The sequence below is a fragment of the Bacillus sp. TH17 genome (assembly GCF_016651125.1).
GTDB classification, from domain to species: Bacteria; Bacillota; Bacilli; order Bacillales; family Bacillaceae_G; genus Bacillus_A; species Bacillus_A mycoides.
In genome coordinates this window covers 2,734,223-2,751,353 of record NZ_JAEKEN010000001.1, presented here as the reverse complement: position 1 = coordinate 2,751,353, position 17,131 = coordinate 2,734,223, and the positions used below count along the sequence as shown (strand labels likewise).

Sequence of the window (17,131 nt, the reverse complement as noted above, 5' to 3'; positions counted from 1 at the left end):
GTTTTTTAATTGGAGTGCTGAAACCCCTTAATAATTCTCTCAATAACAGGAGGAAGATTACTAGGTAACTCATCTAGCGGAAAGAAGCGTAGTTCTTTCGATTCCGTTTGGTCGCATACAAGTTCACCATTGAATTCGCGGCAAATATAAACAACGAGTACACCATGTACTTGATCACCGTTTGGATAGATTTGAAAGAAATCAGGTCCTGAGTATGTACGGAATAGTTCTGGATTTTTAATGATAAGTCCAGTTTCTTCATATACTTCTCGTTGTAAAGCGTCTTCTAACGTTTCGTTATATTCTAAGGCGCCACCAATAATGCCCCAGCGATTAAAATCTGTACGGAGCTGCAGTAATATTTCATTTTTCTCATTTAATATAATGGCGTGTGATCCGATTAAAATGAGTGGATGATTTCCTACTAGATTTCTCATGTCTTCTCCTTATATTTAATAATAATTAGGCAGTTCTTTTAACATTTTTTCTGTTTTACGTGCTGTAAATGCTAAGTTATGATCATCTTTTGTTCTAAAAAATAATGTGCGTAAAAAGATTTTAATGTTTGCGCATAAAATACAATACTCATTAAGGGAAAGGCGTTTTCTAATTTGAGGAAGCCTTTTTATTTTTTTATAAATAATTGAAATTAACTCATCTTGCGGAAAGTCATGATATAGCATAGATAGTAACGGTGTAACAATTCGTTCATCTTCATTATTATGAAAAAGATCCGATGGGATGAAAATTTTATTTAATAAACAATGAATTAATTCCTCGTACCATTCAAAGGTCGTATAGGAATTGTGAACAATTTCAGAAAAGGCATCAGATACGTGGGCAAGACAATGAGCCCATCCTTTATTTTCAATATAGCCTCGAAAATCCATTTCTAAGTTTGTGTATGTAATGAGTTTGTTTTTTATTTCTTCGATATCCTCCTCTGTAAAAAAGTAGTGCGAGTTAGCAAATTGGAGTATTAATGCAAGTAATGAAACAGTATAAGAACGTGTGAAAACCCCATCTGTAAGTGGGGAGTGAATGTCACAATATAAATACTCATCACTTAAACAAGTTTGTAGAAGTAATTTCAACTGATCATCCATAAGGAATTCATGATGAATGAAATGTGCAAAACATTTATATATAAGTTGGTAACGAACGTAACTATCAGTTGTTCCGATATACTGAAGCATATTGAGCGTTAACTCATTAATATCTATATGTTGCAGTTGCGTATAGTCATTTTGTTGTATAAGCTCTAACTGTTGTTGCAATGCTGTAATATCCAATGGAGAACCTCCTCCGCACTTTAAAGATGCAATGTTTTCTAGTATTCTATATATTCAAGGACAATCCTGCTCATGCAAGGAGAACAAGTAGAAATTCGAGTATGACATAGATGAGGGAAGTATATGATGACTATAGAACAGTTAGAAAAACATTTTAAAATAAGAAAAAATGCTTCTTCTATAATGATAAAAGAAAATGATGCAGAGGTTTTTACAGAAGAGCAATTAGAAGAGATAATGCAATATTGCGTTGCTGAAGCTGAAAAAGATGGAATAGAAGAATTGCAATTTGAGATTTCTTCAAAAAGCCCAAATTATGATGTGTATAAGAAATGTTTCGAAACGTATTCATTTGAATATATTACTGAAAACATGATTGTATTTAAGGATATATATGAAGTAGAAGATATAGAAAGTGAAATTGATTTTAAGCTTATTGAAGAGATAGGCGAAGCCGCTTTTTATTCACTGTGGAATGAAGTGACGGGAGAACAAATCGATTATGATCAATTTGTAAATACGATGCTACAAGAAATAGGTGGGCAATGGAAAGAACATTGTTTAACAGCAAGTATCGATGAAGAGCCAATAGGAATTGTAATCCCGCATATTGAAAGAGGTACGTTAGAAGAAGGAAAACTTATGTATTTCGCAGTCGCTCCAAATATGCGAAATAAAGGGTATGAAGCAGCATTCTTTACAGGGGCAATGTTTGTCTTAAAAGAAATAGGCGCATCTTATTATATTGGCGAGACAAATGTACAAAACGAGTGGATGAAGGATGTCTTTGAAAAGAACGGATGTCAGCAGCTGAGCTCTACTGAGCGATATGTGAGAAGGTTTTAGAAGGATGGATGGTTTACTCTCTCGAACTCATTTAGGGGGAATCCATGTACAACTTATGAACAAGTAAAAGAACTTTTTGCATGTTTGTAAGATAAAAAGAAAAATCGAACGACAAAGTAAGCTTTCCTATAATACAATAGAGAAGGATTAGACTATACGAAGAAAGCGTTGGTGAAAGAATGGAGCAGCAAAGAAATTGGTTACAAGCAACTGTAGAAAGAAATGAAGACAATACGTTATATATAAAGTGGGAAAATAATATAGAAGAAGTTCGCATTTACTGGAGTACTTCACCAGAGCATATTGAAGAAAATGGAGAATTACTTGTAACAGTAAGTGGGGATGCATGTACAATTGAAAACCCGAGTGAAAATGAGCGTCCATATTTTAGGTTAGTAGGAAGTAATGGACAAGCAGTCACAGTAGCTGAGCGTAGATTACCATTACAAGGTGCGTTTAACTTCCGTGATATGGGAGGATATGAAACGACTGAAGGCCGTAAAGTAAAATGGGGTAAATTGTATCGTTCTGAAGAATTAGCAGGATTAACAGAATGGGATATCGAGTATTTACAGAAGTCAGGTTTAAAGTTGATTTGTGATTACCGTACAGATTTTGAAGTGAAGCATAAGCCGAACCCAAGTGTTACAGGTGCTCGTCAAGTGTGCTTACCAGTTATGCAAGACTTGGCGAAAGACTTGAATATAAATGAATTTTTCCAAGTTGGTGACCTTTCTATGTTAGGGAAACCAGGCGAGTATCTTGTGAAAATGAATCAAGATTTCGTAAGTGGTAATGAAGCATTCGTGAGCTTCTTAAAACTGGCGCAAAACCCGGAAAACTTACCGTTAGTAAACCACTGTACAGCTGGAAAAGACCGTACAGGATTTGGTTCTGCATTATTATTACTTTTACTAGGTGTACCGGAAAAAACAGTAATGGAAGACTACTTACTAAGTAACGGTTTCCGTGAAAAGTTAAATGAAAAAATGATGGCCTTTTTAGGTGCGAAATTACAGAACGACGAAAGTAGAGCAATATTAGGTGCAATGTTTGAAGCACGTGCTGAGTATTTACAAGCTGCGATTGATGAAGTTAAAAAGCAATATGGATCAGTTGAAGTATACGCTGAAAAAGCTCTTGGCTTTACGAAAGAATCGTTAGAGGAAATGAAAGTGTTATTGCTAGAAGATAAAGTGAAACTTTAATCAGTGGGGGGGGCATCCCCACTGATTATTAGCCTTCACCAATCGGACTGCCCGTTAATGCGGGATAAATAATGAGGAGGGAGGCTGATTAGATTAGCCTCCTTTTATTATTGTTGCTATAATTAATCTATGAGAATATAGGAATTGAGGCGAACATCATGAAATACAAAGTAATACTATTCGACGTAGACGATACATTATTAGATTTCCCTGAAACAGAAAGAAACGCATTACATAACGCGTTTGTACAGTTTGGCATGCCTACAGGGTATAATGATTATCTTGCAAGTTATAAAGAGATTAGTAATGGATTATGGAGAGATTTAGAGAATAAAATGATTACGCTAAGTGAATTAGCGGTAAATCGATTTAAACAATTATTTGCTCTTCATACTCTAGAAGTAGACGCGCAGCATTTTAGTGACGTATACCTTGAAAACTTAGGAAAAGAAGTACATATTATAGATGGTGCAGTGCAATTATGTGAGAACCTTCAAGATTGCAAGTTGGGTATCATTACGAATGGATATACAAAAGTGCAACAATCTAGAATTGGAAATTCCCCTTTATGTAACTTCTTTGATCATATTATTATTTCTGAAGAAGTCGGCCATCAAAAACCAGCGCGTGAGATTTTTGATTATGCTTTTGAGAAGTTTGGGATTACGGATAAATCAAGTGTACTAATGGTTGGAGATTCGCTAACTTCTGATATGAAAGGCGGAGAAGATTACGGTATTGATACGTGTTGGTATAATCCGAGTCTGAAAGAAAATACGGCAGGCGTTAAGCCGACCTATGAAGTGGAGAGCCTGCTACAAATTTTAGAAATTGTGGAAGTGGCGGAAGAAAAGGTAGCTTCATTTTAATAGAGTTAAGATTTTTCGATTAATTGATATATATTAAGTTACGGTAGATATATTTGAAAAATCGTTCATATAATTTCATATACTAAGGTATGGAACAAAAAAAGATGGTACCAAGTCAAAAAAATTTTACTGAAAGAAAACAGAAATAACACTAAATAATATATTTAGCTGTTTGTAATTGGTCATTACAAACAGCTAAAAAAAACGATTGCCTCTTAGGATCCAAGCAATCGTTTTTTTATTTTTTTCGGAGATGAAATTTGTATTTTTATACCCTATCTCCATCAAGTTTAAAAAATGTTTGTTCCCCAGTAATGAAAAAAATGAATTTAATTCTCATAAATAACTGTAAAGTGGTAAAAATTTCGTTTTGGGTGTAATTCAAAATCTTAAGTTAATGGGCATGGAGTGGAACCCTTTCCTTGTTTAGACCGGATATCCGCCTGTTGGCGGTGGCCAAGCACTAAATAATCTGCGAATCAGCACAATTTCTCCTAAATGGTAGGAGTTATGAGATGCAATATTCCGTAGAACACCGCCAGGGGTTTCACCAGGCCATTCCTCCAATGTTTTGTCCAATTGAACAGTTTGGGCGATCGTGCATGCCTGTTCAATCCCTTGAAGAAAATACTGAATAATCTGTTGCCACTCTTCCTCACTGCCAGGGCATTCTTCTTCAGGCCAGCTCTCTTTTACATGGGCAGGCAATGTAGGCTTCTTCCCCTGAGCGGATAATAAGAGAAAATCTTGCCAATAGGTCATGTGTTTTACTAATTGATAAATAGAATAAGGCAGTTCCTCTCTGCGTTTTCCCGCAAGCGCCACGTCTATATCCGACAAAGCATTCTTGATGGGAAGATGTCCTCGTTCTCCTCTTAACGATTTTACTAATGCCTGGCTAAACGCTTTATTTGATTGCTCCATAATAACTGACTCCCATCCTGTTTTATTTTCTAATTTGCTGATTTTATGATTCCGTCTTTTTTATATGTACTAAATAAATTATAGAAGCTTTACGACTATTAAGAGAAAGTAAAATAAGGCAAGAATCACTGACTTCTTAACGTACAGGAAATCTTAGGTTTTTATTTAATTAGTACCTTAATGTACAATTGTATTAACAGATAAATCAAAGGTTCGAATGACAACATTCAGGTCTGCGTTAATGTCAGCCACTTTTGATTTTAGCTTTTCCGATCCCTCCTGAATTTTATCCAATTGATTTTATTGTGAATGAACTATGAGTTGATTATAATAATTAGAGTGAACTCTAAGTCAAGAAAAAAATAATAAAAGGATAGTTATTCTATTATGAGGGAGTTCGCGAAGCAAAAATAGCACTACTATACTAAGGTCATTCACGTGTTATAATGCGATAATTAAATATTCATATATACATAGTTTCTCAGAGTGATGCGATGTCATGTATGAGCTGTGTAACAACTAGAGGTGAGTGAAGGATGTTAACGTTTTTATTTGAGTTAGACAAGGCTATCCCGCAGAAGGATGAGCCACGGTATGCCGCTTATGCAAATGGCTTTATTGAAGGGGATTTAACAATTCGCGTGAGTGACAGCGTATTTTTTCAGAAGTCATGCATGAAGGTTGCAGAGCTTGGCATTTATTTAGGACAGTGGATGGAACAAGTGCAACATGGACAGAAAGAACAATTGAATTATGAAACGAGTGACCGTGAGGAAGTAATTCTCGGATTCGTATATGAAGAGGAAGATCAGTGGAGAGTTTTTTCCAGTTGGCAGCAATTTGAACTTCAAGAGCGTATATCAACTACAACATTAGTAGAGAGCGTTCAACGCTATTTATATGAGCTAAATAAGGAACTGCGCGCGATAGGATATCCTGTGACGTTTGATCAGTACTTAAGAGGAGAGCGAATGATGCAGCTTTCTTATAAACGACTGTGTGATAGTACAGCGGATACGACTTCGATAGAGGTTTACAATGGAAGCGAAGGAGTAGGCGCAGTACGGGGCTATTATAAAAATACGTTGATGAAAGTGCTAGACTTCATTCCGAAAGTCGGTAGTAATATCATTTATGAAATAAAGGATAGTAAGAACAATATTCGCGTCATTGCAAAGGATGTAAGTAGGCAGCGTCAAAGAAGGATTTTAGTAACGTACATCGATAATAATGATGCAGAGCATGAAATACTTGTATGTGACGGAAAGTTATTAGATGCAAATTTCTTATTTACTTTTACATATAAGACAGAAGAATATGTTGTTCACAAAACTTCAATTGGGCTTGGAAAATTATTACGAAACGGCTATGTAATCGCAGATTGGAATATTCGTCTTGAGGAAGATATGTATTATATCGAGATGGATGTATATAATGAGGATTATATAGAGGATCAATACTTACTGTTAGGTGTATTTCATGCGGTTTTGTATGGGTGATAAATGAAAAGTACTGGTATTCTTCATGGGAAGGATACCGGTATTTTTTATGTGGTTCTGGTGTGAAGATTGCATTTTGTCGCTTTTCTTTTTTTAGGAATTTACAGTTATAACATCTCATATTTTGTTTATAATTGTAAATAGTTATTAAAATGTATAAATGTTATTTCTTTTTTAATAAATAAAAAATATAAAAAGGAAAAAATAATGCAACTTTATAACACGCTTATTCGTGTTATATATGAAAGGAGGAGGGGGATGGAAATTGAAGAAATATATAAGGTTTATATAAACGATGTGTACCGGTATTTATTTTCCCTTTCTCGTAGCCATCACGTAGCGGAGGACTTGATGCAGGAGACTTTTTATCGGGCGTATCTTTACCTAGAAGACTATGAAAACCAAAAGGTAAAATCATGGCTTTTTAAAGTGGCATATCATACGTTTATTGATTTTGTAAGGAAAGAGAAAAAAGTATCTTTTGTAGGAACGGAGGAATTAGAGACAATACAAGCAGGGGAATCTACAGAAGAGTATGTAGTCGCAAAAAATAGTTATGAAAAATTAATTCAGATTATTCATACTTTACCAGTGGTAGAGGCACAAGCTATTTTATTATGTGACGTACATCAATTAACGTACGAAGAGGGTGCTACTGTATTAGATTTAAAGGTAAATACTTATAAAAGTCACATATTTCGTGGGAGAAAGAGATTAAAAGAATTGTTAAAGGAGGAAAAGAGTCAAAATGACAAATGATAAACCTCATTCTGAACAAGATGATTATAAAGAATTGTTACAAGAAGCTCTTCATCAAAGACCAGATTCACTTCCTGATGGAAAACAGCAGCAAGTGTTGAAAATAGGTAAAAAAAGAGCTCGAATTACGAATGTGTTGATTGTATTTACTTTTTTATTACTTATTCAACCTATTTTATATATATCTACACTTTTATATTATACATTGGCACCTACAAACGCGATGGAGATACGGAATGTAGTAAATCAAACATTAAGTGTAACAGAACCTAATGTATTTATGAAAGAAAGGGACATGGAGCAAACATTGTTACCGCTTAGTTTACAATTGCATTTTGATTTGTATAAAAGGGTAGGAAAGAAAGATATTCGAATAGGAGAAGAGAAAACAGATTATTTATTAAGTAGAGCAACGAAAGTAAGCCGTGAATATACAACAGATGAAAAAATTCCGGAAGTCCCATATATAGATAACGAGGTATTATCTCATCCTAATAATTATAATGTGTCTTATAATAGTAGCGAGGAAGCTCAGGTATTAAAAGGTCTTCCACAAGAATCTGTTGTAGAAGCATTTGTATCTTTTAGAGAATTATTAAGTGTACAAGAGGTAACGGATACGTTTCCTACTATTGATATCGTTTGGTATGCCGTTAATACAGGATTAGAGGAGAAGCAAAAGAATGATGAGGGTATGTATGTTGCCCCGATTGGCTTTCCAGCAGATATGATTTCAAGTCCAAGTGGTGCTTTTTTAAGTGACTCACCTCATGAGGAACAATTTATTGATGTTTTAAAGTCATTACAGAAGCATGAAAATTTAGCAGTGAAGCTATCTAGAGCGAAAGTATTAGAGTTGTCACAGCGTATTTCTTTCCTTGAAAAAAATGGGATAAAAACATACGGGGCAGTTGTAACTGGACCTAAAGGAGAAGTTGAAAAATTGATGAGCCATGAAAAAGTTAGAAACTTGAAAGTAGGTGAAGCGAGATTATGGAATTGGCATTCTTAAAAAAAGAAAGAGTCATATTTATAAACAGGAAACGTGGATGGGTATTATTTCATTAATTATTGCCTTTCTAGCGTTATTGTATTTGAACATTACATTGCTTATTCAAGAAATATTTATAGGCGAAGGTTTTCGAGAAATAGTTGGAGCTGGATTGATGTGTTCAGTCGTAGGCATGCTCACAAAAAGCAAAAGTCGAAAATATGCATTGTGGGCATGTAGTTTATTTGTTTTTATGTTACTGTTTGCTGTATTTGGATTTATACTAGGTTGGATGATAAGCTTTACGCCATAAATATGTGGAAAAGAGCGAATGTAGATTGAAGTGACCCCTAAAAGTTAGACACGGTTATTTCATTAGGCTACTTGATCCAAATGAGTCCGGTATTGTACCGGGCTCATTTTTAATTTTGCCTTAATCCGTTTCTTATTATAATAATCTATATATTTTTCTAATTCTATTTTAAAATGCTCTATGCATTCAAATTCTTTTATATAGAGGAACTCCGACTTCATAATCCCAAAGAAATTCTCTATTACTGCGTTGTCGTAACAGTTTCCTTTTCGAGACATACTCTGTACGATAGCTCTTGATTCAAGTGTACGGACGTACTGTCTCATTTGATAATGCCATCCTTGATCCGAATGCATCAGTAGCTGGTGGTTTTCAGGTAAACGTTCTAATGCTTTCTCTAACATCTCTGAAACAAGTGAATACGCCGGTCTAGAACCAATTGTATAGGTAATAATCTCACCATTATACAAGTCTAATACAGGTGATACATACAGTTTTTCTCCAAATAATTTAAACTCTGTGATGTCTGTTACCCATTTTTGATTCGGTGCATCTGCATAAAAATTACGCTCTAAAATATTGGGTGCAATTTTACCGACTTTCCCTTTGTAGGATTTATATTTCTTCATACGCACAACACACTTTAATCCAAGCTCTTTCATAATACGTTGCACCTTTTTATGATTCACTTTCTGACCACGATTCGCTAACTCATCACGAATGCGACGGTAGCCATAACGACCTTCATTCTCCTCATAAATCACTTTAATCTCAGCTTTCAAATCGGCATCTACATCTGGGCGATTCATTTTCTTTACTAAATCATAATACGTGCTTCGTGGAATAGTAGCTAACTCGACGAGTGCCTTCACCGAATATTTATGCCTTAATTCATAGACTACTTGCGCTTTGTCTTGTTTAGTGACTTTTCCTTGTTTTGAACTAAGGCATTCAACTTTTTTAAGTACTCATTTTCCATTTCAAGCTGTTTAATACGTGCTTCAAGTGCTTCGACTGACCCTTCAGCTAAAGCTTGTTTTACTTGTTTATTTGACTCTTTTTTCATGGATGGACGCCCCTTTTTTTTAGATTGAAGGGCATCAATTCCTTGTGTTTCGAGTTGTTTTTTCCAAACAGAAATCGTTGAAGGGGCAGGAATGTTAAAGATAGCTGCCGTCTCAAATAAGGACATACCGTTTTCAATCATAAAGTTTAGTACGTCTAGTTTAAATTGTTGTGTGTAATTTGTACATCGTTTTAGAAAAGCTTCCACACCATTCTGCTTATATTGGTTTACCCAATTCAAAATGATTGTGCCACTTATACCGATCGCTCTACCCATTTCTCGATAACTTTCATTTCCGTTCAAATAACGTAGAACGATTTGTATTTTTTCATCAGCTGTAAATTTAGCCATAGAAAAACTGCACCTCCAATTGTTAGACTGTGTCTAACAATTGGGGTGCAGTTCAAGATTCGCTCTTTTTTAATGTGTAAAAAGTAAACTAGATAAGAGAAGAACCTATCAAATTTGAAAGGAGAGCACTATGCATCTAGGCTGTGGTTTTGTTGATATGTTTTCCGCTCACGATTCAGTATTATATATTAAACTTGGTGCTCTTTATTAATCCTCAAAAATAAAAACCTCATCAATCGTACTATGTAGTGCCCTTGCTATATCGTGAGCAAGCTGTAAGGAAGGGTTATACTTTCCTTTTTCAAGATGGCTAATCGTTTCACGACGTACACCAACCTTTTTCGCTAAATCTTCCTGCGTCATATGTACTTTGGCACGGTATTCTTTTATCTTCGTTACGAACGCCATGGTGCATCTTCCATTTCATCAACTGGTTTATCGTAAAAGAAGGTAGAGAATCCGAATGTAAGAATGAGTGTGCTGAAAATAAGAGCAATATCAATCTCTTGTAGTGTAGGATTCGGAAATAACATTTCAATAAAGATAATGATAGCGGTAGTTAATAACGTAACGATAAAGGCGTTGCGGCAAGATTTATTGACGATTCGTTCAAAAAGCTCATCGTGATGAACTTTTCTATACGTCGTGAAAAAGGAGAAAAAACAAAACATAGTAAACAATCCTTTTTCATAAAAAAATCCGAGAAACCCAAAGAAACCGAGAAATCCTAAATATTTTATCCAAGTCGTTTTCATGATAGATTCTCCTTTCGATGTTAGAAATAAAGTGAAGGCTAATAATCAGTGGGGGTGTTCATCCCCCACTGATTATTAGCCTTCACCAATCGGACGTTTACGGGCAGCAGGGCTCCCACCTAACTTCTTTGCTCCAGCCGAAATTTGAGGTGGGAGACTTACTGCCAGTTAATGCGGGATAAATCACTATATGTTATAAATATATCACATATGGAAATTCATAGTAATAATAGTTTTGCGATTTATTTCATAATAATAGTAAAAAAGGTTAAATATTCTGTAAAATAAAAAGGGAAATATCGTAAAATGGATGTAAGGAGGGGGAGGACGAAATGTTAACTGGGATAATGATCGTTATATTACTTGTAGTTATTACTGTAATTGGAACGGTGTTAATTGGGCGAAATGGTGATGCGAATTATAGTAAAGCGACAAAAGGAAATATTAAACGACTTACGATGATTTATATAATACTAGCTGTTGTTTTAATTGTTGGATTAGGAGTTTATATTTATTTTAAAGGTTAAAAAAACTGAAAAATGTAAAAATCTATAAATATAAGTATGCTATAATATTAATATAGTTAATTGGTAATTAAGGAAAGGATTGGATGTAATGATCGAAATTTTGAATGTGTCAAAAAGTTATAATGGATCTACCTATGCAGTAAAAGATTTAAGTTTATCTGTACCGAGCGGAGAAATATTTGGGTTTTTAGGACCGAATGGTGCGGGTAAATCAACGACAATTAAGATGATTACTGGTATTCATGGGGTGGACAAAGGAACCATTACAATCAACGGTAAAGATATTATGAAAAATCCGATGGAAGCGAAGAAAACATTTGGATATGTTCCAGATAGCCCGGATATGTTTTTACGATTAAAAGGGATTGAATATTTAAACTTTATGGCTGATATGTATGAAGTACCGAAGGAAGTAAGACAAGAACGAATAGAGTCATTAGCGAAGAAGTTTGATCTGTACAATGCTTTATCTGATCAAATTCAAAGTTATTCACACGGTATGAGACAAAAGATTGTTATTATCGGTGTGCTCGTACATGAACCAGATGTGTGGATTTTAGATGAACCGTTAACAGGTCTTGATCCGAAATCTGCCTATATTTTAAAAGAAATGATGAGAGAACATGCAGATAAAGGGAAGATTGTATTTTTCTCGACACACGTATTAGAAGTAGCTGAAAAAATATGTGACCGCGTCGCGATTATTAATAAGGGAAATCTTCAGTTTAAAGGGAATTTAAATGAAATGAGAGATCATTTTGAATCCAATGAATCACTTGAAAAAATGTTCTTGGAGATGACGGGCAATGAGTAAAATTTGGACGTTAACGAAAGTATTATTGAAATTAAATTATGCAGATTTCATAACAGATAAAAAGAAAAGATGGGCGTATTTATTTTCATTTGCAGCCATTTTATTTGTAGGTTTTTTAATATTCGGTTCGATGACCCATGGAATATATGAAGGAATGATACACCTCGGACAGGATCCAGGGATTGTTATTGCGATGGGATTAGCAGTTGCTAGTATATGGGTATTTTTGATGAGTATTATGAACATTTTAACAGTGTTTTACTATAGTAATGATGTTGAAATGTTGCTACCGTTACCGTTAAAACCAGCGCAAATTATTTCGGCAAAGTTCTTTACAGTGTTAATTACACAATACGTAATGAGCTCGTTTATTTTATTGCCTATCTTTATTACTTACGGTTTAAAGAGTGGTGCTTTCATTACATATTACATTTATATGATTGTCATTTACTTATTCTTCCCGATCATTCCGCTAGTTTTAGCTTCGTTAATTATGACAATTATTATGAGGTATACGAATATAGCGAAAAATAAAGATCGAGGAAGTATATTTATTGGAATCGTAAGTATACTATTTATCGTCGGAATCAATGTATTTATGCAATGGAGAAATAAAAGTGCAGTATCTGGAGCTGGAGATTCAGTTGCGAATTATCTTACAAATAATCAATCCTCTCTTTTCATACAAATGACAAATTATTTTCCAACTACATATTTTGGTGCAATGGGATTAGTAGAAAATGCATCGTGGAAGGGAATATTATACGTACTAATATACATTCTTATTTCTATCGCATTTTTCGGTTTGTTTTATTACATTGCAGAGCGTACATATTTAAAAGGGGTTATTGGACTTTCAACGAGTACAGCAAAGAAAGAGGTAATTTCAGCAGAAGGTTTACAGAAATCAACAGTACAAAGTTCTCATTTAAAAGCATATGTGAAAAAAGAATTTAAAACGTTATTCCGTACACCACAATTTTTCTTAAACTGTATTGTGCAAACTTTCGTTATGCCAATTATGCTGTTCTTTGTTTTGTTTGTCCAAGATGGAAATTTAAAATGGATTACGGAATATATTGATAATCCAGAATCAGCAGGTTTCGCAATTGGTGTTGGCCTTTGTGCATCCTTATTTTTAATGGGGAGTAATGTTATTGCAACAACGTCATTCTCACGAGATGGAAGCTCTTGGTTTGTTAATCGCTACTTACCAGTAAAGGCTTCGGATATCTTTTTTGCGAAAGCGATAACGGCCTGGTTAATTAATGTAGTCATTTTAGGAGTATTCGGTATTACAATGGGAGTTGTAGCAGGTATTTCGCCAGTCTTCATGATACTTTGGTTCTTACTAAGTGCGAACGGTTTATTGTTAATTAATTTAATCGGTACACGCTGGGATGCACAAACTGCAGATATTCATTGGGATACAGAACAGAAATTATTTAAAAGTCGATATACAACTTTGTGGAATTTTTTAGCTAATATTTTAATAGCTTTAGTTATTGTAGCGGGTGTAAGTGTATTATACTTCTTCCTTCAAGTAGGACTTTGGATTATGTTTATCGTTTTATTTGTAATGTTTACGATTGTAAATTATATCTTTATTAAAATTTTAAAATTAGGCGCTGAGCGTATATTGTCAAATATTAATTAAAAAGGTAGATCCTCTGTATTCGTGCAGGGGATTTATCCATAGATGGAGGAGAAAAGGTGAAGAAAATAGCAATTGTAACAGGGGCAACTCGTCTGAATGGAATTGGTGCAGCTGTATGCAAGGTGCTTGCTCAAAATGGGATAGACATTTTTTTCACGTACTGGCCTCGGTATGATAAAGCGATGCCATGGGGAATGAATGATCAAGAGCCCTTTTTGTTGAAAAAGGAAATTGAAAGTTACGGCGTTCGATGTGAAATGGCAGAAATCAACTTATCGCAGTCTTATTCGCCTAATCGTGTATTGTATATGGTATCAGAACGTTTAGGGGATCCATCTATTCTTATTAATAATGCGGCGTATTCTACTCCTACGAAAATTGAAGAGTTAGATGTAGAACAGCTAGATAAACATTATACGGTTAATGTTCGTGCTCCTATGCTATTAAGTTCATTATTTATTAAACATTTTTCACTTAAAACGAGTGGAAGTATTATAAATCTTACTTCTGGGCAGTCATTAGGCCCGATGCCAGATGAACTAGCATACGTAGCAACGAAAGGAGCAATAGAAGCATTTACAAAGTCAGTTGCACCAATTGCTATGGAGAAGGGGATTACAGTCAATGCTGTTGATCCAGGACCAACGAATACAGGATGGATTACAGAGGAATTACAGAATCATTTAGTATGGAAATTCCCGCAAGGAAGAGTCGGAGAACCGGTGGATGCGGCACGCTTAATTGCTTTTTTAGTAAGTGAAGAAGCGAAGTGGGTTACTGGGCAAGTCATTCATTCGAACGGTGGTTATTCATAAAAATATTATGTTAACAATTGTTGAGAAATAAAAAAATTAGTAATTATTTTGTTTTTTGTATAAATAAAATGTCAAGAAAGATAAAAAATTGATAGGGGAGTATGTTGTCATTTGTAGATTGTAAATCTTCATGTGACAACATACTCTTTTTCTTTTGCTACAGAGGAGGAAAATGTAGTAGAAAAAACTCGAATATTAAAATGAATTTATCTTTTTTTGTACGTATTATTATGAAGATTACTGTCGGAAAGATGGTGATTCGTATGAAAAGGGATTTTTTAAGGGGAAATAGAATCGTAAAGAGGAGGATAAATTATATAAACATAGGGGGATTTATATGAAAATGAAAAAGGTCGCTATCGCATCAGTAGCAATTGGTACAATGCTTTCAATGGCAGCTTGTAGTACCTTCACAGATAAAGATGAAGCGAAGAAGGATCCAGCAACAGCGCAAAATGAAGAGCAATCAAAAACGACAAGTGCAGATGAAGCGTCAAAAACAACGAAAGATACTGAAAAAGACACAAATACTTCTTCGAATGAAAAAACAGATAAGGATGCAAAAAATACAAAGGAATCATCAGGAACAGAAAGTAACGGAAAAACAACAAAAGAAAAAGAAACGACAGGAAAAACGAATGATCAAACTACTAGCGGGAAAACAACAGATCAAAGCACAAGTACAAACAATAACGGAAAGACAACAGATCAAAGTACAAGTACAAACAACAACGGAAAAACAACGAAAGATCCGAAGAAAAGCGTAGCTGTGAAAACAAATGTAAAAGAAGTCGTTACATTAATTGAAAGCTTAGACAAGCAATTAGCTGCAAATCCTAAATTAGAAACAGTTAATAAACTTGGAAAACAAATTAATGAGAAGTGGGATGTAATTGAAAAAGAGTTAGAAGCATCGCATCCGACTGAATATAAAACAATTGGCCAAAGTATGTATCCGTTAATTGTAGGAGCGGAGAAAGAAAAGATTGATATTAATAAAATGAAGTCATTAACGACAAAAATGAAAAAAGATTTAAATCAATTATTAACGAAGCTTTCATAGTTTCAAAAGCCTACTCGTGTGAGTAGGCCTTTTTAGTTTGTTGTACATTCTCGTTGGGTGTTAAGAAATAAAGACTTCATTTGAAAGGAACATCACAATGATAAAAAAGAGTGATAACTATTAAAGATATTTTTTGATAGGAAGTCATATAAAACGCTCCCTTGTATTTATATTTGCAATTTAGTAGTTTTTAAAGTTCATTATTTTCTACAAAAATTTCATTTTGTAGAAAAGGAGAATGAATTGAGATGTACGATAAAGAGGAAGTTTATGATGAAGAAATTGCACCAGTATCGCAGAAAATCCTAGAAATATGTAAACGAGAATAACTTCCAATGGTCGCACAATTTTATTTAGCGGAAGAGTCTCCATACAGTGGCTGTTCAACCATTATATTGTTCGTCAGCAATTGTTCAGGGAGAACATAATGAAGAAGAAGGCATTCAGCAGTTACAATCAATTGCTCAAATTATGAAATACGGAACAAATGGACTACCAGTAGTAATGACGGCAATGATTCGAAAATAAAAAAGCAGCTAACAAAAGCTAGCTGCCTGACTCTCCAAGGGGGAACAAGGAGAAAATCTAATGTCATGTATAGTATTGACGGAATATTGAATTTTATTCAAGGAGGGCTTATTTTTAAATGTAATTTAGGGTTGGTTCCAGAAAAGTGACATACCACAAAAATATAAAATTATTAAAAGGACAATTACTATGAAAGCAATTAAAGAAACTTTCTTCCATAAATTTTTCATCAGTAGACCTCCTTTATGAAGAATATTAACACTTTTCCAGAATCTGACCCAAATAATCCTTTTACTCAAAAAAAAATCGCCTGTATACTAAGAGGCAATCTTTTTTGAGTTGTTTGTAATGGCTAATTACAGGTTTTAAATACTATTTAGTGTTATTTCTACTTTCCAAAACCTGCTCCATATTATTAGTCGCCCATTCCATCATTAAAAGGATAATTGGACGTAATGACTCGCCAAGTTCAGTTAACGAATATTCTACTTTAGGGGGCACTTCACGATATACCTCCCGATGTACGATGCCATCTGCTTCAAGTTCTCTAAGTTGAAGTGTTAACATTCTTTGGGTGATATTAGGTTTTAATCTTTTTAATTCATTAAATCGTTTCTTACCATCTAATAAATGATAAAGAATAACACCTTTCCATTTTCCGCCAATAACCTCGACCATAGCTTCTACTGGACAAGAATATTTATTTAAAAATGGATAATTTACATCATCTTCTTTTGAACTAATCATAAAAAGACTCTCCCTTAACAATAGTATCTTTTTTGATACTATAGCACATAAATGTGCGTACTTGTATCATTGTTACTTTAAAAATATAATTTGGTTAAATAATAATT

Annotated in this window: 20 protein-coding genes; 13 read left to right on the top strand and 7 right to left on the bottom strand. The window is 34.3% G+C overall.

Annotated elements, in window-relative coordinates:
• Positions 1-5: 5 nt before the first annotated feature.
• Both JFT95_RS14010 and JFT95_RS14005 read right to left on the bottom strand, forming a co-directional pair.
• Positions 6-437: an NUDIX hydrolase gene (locus JFT95_RS14010; RefSeq protein WP_201052580.1), complete on the bottom strand. Its 432-nt coding sequence runs from the start codon at positions 435-437 to the stop codon at positions 6-8.
• A gap of 15 nt (positions 438-452) precedes the next feature.
• Positions 453-1,292, bottom strand: coding sequence for a DUF2785 domain-containing protein (locus JFT95_RS14005; RefSeq protein ID WP_002013997.1), 840 nt, complete (start codon positions 1,290-1,292; stop codon positions 453-455).
• Between the two features lie 123 nt (positions 1,293-1,415).
• On the opposite strand from JFT95_RS14005, the gene JFT95_RS14000 reads away from it, so the two are divergent.
• The 3 genes from JFT95_RS14000 to JFT95_RS13990 all read left to right on the top strand — a co-directional run bounded on the left by JFT95_RS14000 (position 1,416) and on the right by JFT95_RS13990 (position 4,215).
• On the top strand, positions 1,416-2,138 hold the full coding sequence (locus JFT95_RS14000) for a GNAT family N-acetyltransferase (protein ID WP_002033371.1): 723 nt from the start codon (positions 1,416-1,418) through the stop codon (positions 2,136-2,138).
• 179 nt (positions 2,139-2,317) lie between these two features.
• Positions 2,318-3,346, top strand: a complete 1,029-nt coding sequence (locus JFT95_RS13995; RefSeq protein ID WP_201052579.1) for a tyrosine-protein phosphatase — start codon at positions 2,318-2,320, stop codon at positions 3,344-3,346.
• A 158-nt stretch (positions 3,347-3,504) separates the two neighbouring features.
• Positions 3,505-4,215, top strand: a complete 711-nt coding sequence (locus JFT95_RS13990) for a YjjG family noncanonical pyrimidine nucleotidase (protein WP_201052578.1) — start codon at positions 3,505-3,507, stop codon at positions 4,213-4,215.
• Between the two features lie 426 nt (positions 4,216-4,641).
• Here the strand turns inward: JFT95_RS13990 and JFT95_RS13985 are convergent, their stop codons facing one another.
• Entirely contained in the window at positions 4,642-5,139 is a 498-nt protein-coding gene (locus JFT95_RS13985) for a DinB family protein (RefSeq protein ID WP_002128293.1), read from the bottom strand.
• Between the two features lie 536 nt (positions 5,140-5,675).
• Here JFT95_RS13985 and JFT95_RS13980 point away from each other — a divergent pair.
• The 4 genes from JFT95_RS13980 (at position 5,676) to JFT95_RS13965 (ending at position 8,701) form a co-directional block, all read left to right on the top strand.
• Positions 5,676-6,638, top strand: coding sequence for a tubby C-terminal domain-like protein (locus tag JFT95_RS13980; protein WP_201052577.1), 963 nt, complete (start codon positions 5,676-5,678; stop codon positions 6,636-6,638).
• Positions 6,639-6,896: 258 nt separating this feature from the next.
• A complete protein-coding gene (locus JFT95_RS13975) occupies positions 6,897-7,397 on the top strand; it encodes a sigma-70 family RNA polymerase sigma factor (RefSeq protein WP_002013989.1) in 501 nt (166 codons plus the stop codon).
• Entirely contained in the window at positions 7,387-8,409 is a 1,023-nt protein-coding gene (locus tag JFT95_RS13970) for an anti-sigma factor (protein ID WP_201052575.1), read from the top strand. The genes JFT95_RS13975 and JFT95_RS13970 overlap by 11 nt, the downstream gene beginning before the upstream one ends.
• 37 nt (positions 8,410-8,446) lie before the next feature.
• Positions 8,447-8,701, top strand: coding sequence for a hypothetical protein (locus JFT95_RS13965; RefSeq protein ID WP_201052573.1), 255 nt, complete (start codon positions 8,447-8,449; stop codon positions 8,699-8,701).
• A 62-nt stretch (positions 8,702-8,763) separates the two neighbouring features.
• On the opposite strand, the gene JFT95_RS13960 is transcribed toward JFT95_RS13965, so the two are convergent.
• The 3 genes from JFT95_RS13960 to JFT95_RS13950 form a co-directional block, all read right to left on the bottom strand.
• A protein-coding gene (locus JFT95_RS13960) for an IS3 family transposase (RefSeq protein ID WP_157404958.1) occupies positions 8,764-10,118 on the bottom strand; the annotation gives its coding sequence in 2 pieces (ribosomal slippage) (positions 8,764-9,665 and positions 9,665-10,118; 1,356 coding nt in all).
• Positions 10,119-10,325: 207 nt separating this feature from the next.
• Complete coding sequence (locus JFT95_RS13955) at positions 10,326-10,526, bottom strand: helix-turn-helix transcriptional regulator (RefSeq protein ID WP_002084410.1); 201 nt, start codon at positions 10,524-10,526, stop codon at positions 10,326-10,328.
• Entirely contained in the window at positions 10,514-10,873 is a 360-nt protein-coding gene (locus JFT95_RS13950) for a DUF3796 domain-containing protein (protein ID WP_201052571.1), read from the bottom strand. Before JFT95_RS13950 ends, JFT95_RS13955 begins: the two co-directional genes overlap by 13 nt.
• A 332-nt stretch (positions 10,874-11,205) precedes the next feature.
• On the opposite strand from JFT95_RS13950, the gene JFT95_RS13945 reads away from it, so the two are divergent.
• The 6 genes from JFT95_RS13945 (at position 11,206) to JFT95_RS13920 (ending at position 16,277) form a co-directional block, all read left to right on the top strand.
• Entirely contained in the window at positions 11,206-11,400 is a 195-nt protein-coding gene (locus tag JFT95_RS13945; RefSeq protein ID WP_002142517.1) for a hypothetical protein, read from the top strand.
• 88 nt (positions 11,401-11,488) lie between these two features.
• Positions 11,489-12,214 (top strand): ABC transporter ATP-binding protein, encoded by a 726-nt coding sequence (locus JFT95_RS13940; protein ID WP_002033261.1) that lies wholly within the window; start codon positions 11,489-11,491, stop codon positions 12,212-12,214.
• A complete protein-coding gene (locus JFT95_RS13935; protein ID WP_061674351.1) occupies positions 12,207-13,871 on the top strand; it encodes a putative ABC transporter permease subunit in 1,665 nt (554 codons plus the stop codon). Before JFT95_RS13940 ends, JFT95_RS13935 begins: the two co-directional genes overlap by 8 nt.
• 56 nt (positions 13,872-13,927) lie before the next feature.
• The gene (locus JFT95_RS13930) at positions 13,928-14,686 is read left to right on the top strand and encodes an SDR family oxidoreductase (protein ID WP_201052569.1); all 759 of its coding nucleotides are present in this window, start codon (positions 13,928-13,930) and stop codon (positions 14,684-14,686) included.
• Positions 14,687-15,023: 337 nt separating this feature from the next.
• A complete protein-coding gene (locus JFT95_RS13925) occupies positions 15,024-15,749 on the top strand; it encodes a hypothetical protein (RefSeq protein ID WP_201052567.1) in 726 nt (241 codons plus the stop codon).
• Positions 15,750-16,124: 375 nt separating this feature from the next.
• A complete protein-coding gene (locus JFT95_RS13920) occupies positions 16,125-16,277 on the top strand; it encodes a hypothetical protein (protein WP_002033270.1) in 153 nt (50 codons plus the stop codon).
• A 372-nt stretch (positions 16,278-16,649) separates the two neighbouring features.
• On the opposite strand, the gene JFT95_RS13915 is transcribed toward JFT95_RS13920, so the two are convergent.
• Positions 16,650-17,024 (bottom strand): winged helix-turn-helix transcriptional regulator, encoded by a 375-nt coding sequence (locus JFT95_RS13915; protein WP_002013973.1) that lies wholly within the window; start codon positions 17,022-17,024, stop codon positions 16,650-16,652.
• Between the last annotated feature and the right edge of the window lie 107 nt (positions 17,025-17,131).

What these genes read in the sequence shown, in the direction of transcription:
- JFT95_RS14010 (WP_201052580.1), bottom strand. Translation starts at nt 437, where the DNA reads ATGAGAAATCTAGTAGGAAATCATCCACTCATTTTAATCGGATCACAC.
- JFT95_RS14000 (WP_002033371.1), top strand. Translation starts at nt 1,416, where the DNA reads ATGATGACTATAGAACAGTTAGAAAAACATTTTAAAATAAGAAAAAAT.
- JFT95_RS13995 (WP_201052579.1), top strand. Translation starts at nt 2,318, where the DNA reads ATGGAGCAGCAAAGAAATTGGTTACAAGCAACTGTAGAAAGAAATGAA.
- JFT95_RS13990 (WP_201052578.1), top strand. Translation starts at nt 3,505, where the DNA reads ATGAAATACAAAGTAATACTATTCGACGTAGACGATACATTATTAGAT.
- JFT95_RS13985 (WP_002128293.1), bottom strand. Translation starts at nt 5,139, where the DNA reads ATGGAGCAATCAAATAAAGCGTTTAGCCAGGCATTAGTAAAATCGTTA.
- JFT95_RS13980 (WP_201052577.1), top strand. Translation starts at nt 5,676, where the DNA reads ATGTTAACGTTTTTATTTGAGTTAGACAAGGCTATCCCGCAGAAGGAT.
- JFT95_RS13975 (WP_002013989.1), top strand. Translation starts at nt 6,897, where the DNA reads ATGGAAATTGAAGAAATATATAAGGTTTATATAAACGATGTGTACCGG.
- JFT95_RS13970 (WP_201052575.1), top strand. Translation starts at nt 7,387, where the DNA reads ATGACAAATGATAAACCTCATTCTGAACAAGATGATTATAAAGAATTG.
- JFT95_RS13965 (WP_201052573.1), top strand. Translation starts at nt 8,447, where the DNA reads ATGGGTATTATTTCATTAATTATTGCCTTTCTAGCGTTATTGTATTTG.
- JFT95_RS13955 (WP_002084410.1), bottom strand. Translation starts at nt 10,526, where the DNA reads ATGGCGTTCGTAACGAAGATAAAAGAATACCGTGCCAAAGTACATATG.
- JFT95_RS13950 (WP_201052571.1), bottom strand. Translation starts at nt 10,873, where the DNA reads ATGAAAACGACTTGGATAAAATATTTAGGATTTCTCGGTTTCTTTGGG.
- JFT95_RS13945 (WP_002142517.1), top strand. Translation starts at nt 11,206, where the DNA reads ATGTTAACTGGGATAATGATCGTTATATTACTTGTAGTTATTACTGTA.
- JFT95_RS13940 (WP_002033261.1), top strand. Translation starts at nt 11,489, where the DNA reads ATGATCGAAATTTTGAATGTGTCAAAAAGTTATAATGGATCTACCTAT.
- JFT95_RS13935 (WP_061674351.1), top strand. Translation starts at nt 12,207, where the DNA reads ATGAGTAAAATTTGGACGTTAACGAAAGTATTATTGAAATTAAATTAT.
- JFT95_RS13925 (WP_201052567.1), top strand. Translation starts at nt 15,024, where the DNA reads ATGAAAATGAAAAAGGTCGCTATCGCATCAGTAGCAATTGGTACAATG.
- JFT95_RS13915 (WP_002013973.1), bottom strand. Translation starts at nt 17,024, where the DNA reads ATGATTAGTTCAAAAGAAGATGATGTAAATTATCCATTTTTAAATAAA.